The organism is Streptomyces phaeochromogenes (assembly GCF_001418655.1).
GTDB classification, from domain to species: domain Bacteria; phylum Actinomycetota; class Actinomycetes; order Streptomycetales; family Streptomycetaceae; genus Streptomyces; species Streptomyces phaeochromogenes.
On record NZ_LIQZ01000387.1, the window covers coordinates 1 to 1,238 of the forward strand.

Consider the following 1,238-nt stretch of genomic DNA (forward strand, 5'->3'; position numbering starts at 1 on the left):
GGTGGGGAGTGGCTGGGGGCACGTACGACGGGGGCGGAGCCGTGCTCCGGAACCCCGTGATCGTAAGGCCGTCCGGGCCCCTGCCGTAAGGTCCTGGCCGGTGTGCCGGGCCGCTGGGTGCGGCGGGGCTCCGATGATCAGGGACAATGGGCCTCATGAGCGTTCGTACCGAGTCATCCGAGCCGTCCGAGGCGATCCACCGCGCCGGCTTCGCCTGCTTCGTGGGCCGCCCCAACGCGGGCAAGTCCACCCTGACGAACGCTCTGGTCGGCCAGAAGGTGGCGATCACGGCGAACCAGCCGCAGACGACGCGGCACACCGTGCGCGGCATCGTGCACCGGCCCGACGCCCAGCTGATCCTCGTGGACACGCCTGGGCTGCACAAACCGCGCACGCTGCTCGGCCAGCGGCTGAACGACGTCGTACGTACGACGTGGGCCGAGGTCGACGTGATCGGGTTCTGTCTGCCGGCGAACGAGAAGCTCGGTCCCGGTGACCGTTTCATCGCGAAGGAACTGGCGTCGATCAAGAAGACGCCGAAGATCGCGATCGTCACGAAGACCGACCTCGTGGACAGCAAGACGCTCGCCGAGCAGCTCATCGCCATCGACCAGCTCGGCAAGGAGCTCGGGTTCGAGTGGGCCGAGATCGTGCCGGTGTCCGCCGTCGGGGACAAGCAGGTCGATCTGCTCGCGGATCTGCTGGTGCCGCTGCTTCCGGAGGGGCCCGCGCTCTATCCCGAGGGTGACCTCACGGACGAGCCCGAGCAGGTCATGGTGGCCGAGCTGATTCGTGAGGCCGCGCTGGAGGGGGTGCGGGACGAGTTGCCGCACTCCATCGCCGTTGTCGTCGAGGAGATGCTTCCCCGCGAGGACCGGCCTGCCGACAAGCCTCTTCTCGACATCCACGCGTTCGTCTATATCGAGCGGCCCAGTCAGAAGGGGATCATCATCGGGCCCAAGGGGAAGCGGTTGAAGGAGGTCGGGATCAAGTCGCGCAAGCAGATCGAGGCGCTCCTGGGTACGCCGGTTTTCCTCGACCTCCACGTCAAGGTCGCCAAGGACTGGCAACGGGATCCCCGTCAGCTGCGCAAGCTCGGCTTCTAATCCCTCTCCCTCTTCCCCAACCCCACCCCTTCCCGAGACTGAGGGCTGCCGCCCCCAGACCCCCGCATCGCGCTGCCGCGCTCGTCCTCAATCGCCGGACGGGCTGGATGGGTGGGCGGGGCTGATGGGGGT

At 67.8% G+C, this 1,238-nt stretch carries 1 protein-coding gene; it reads left to right on the forward strand.

Features of this window, described 5'->3' with window-relative positions:
- Window positions 1–146: 146 nt before the first annotated feature.
- Window positions 147–1,106, forward strand: a complete 960-nt coding sequence (gene era, locus AOK17_RS39460) for a GTPase Era (RefSeq protein WP_189837920.1) — start codon at window positions 147–149, stop codon at window positions 1,104–1,106.
- Window positions 1,107–1,238 lie beyond the last annotated feature (132 nt).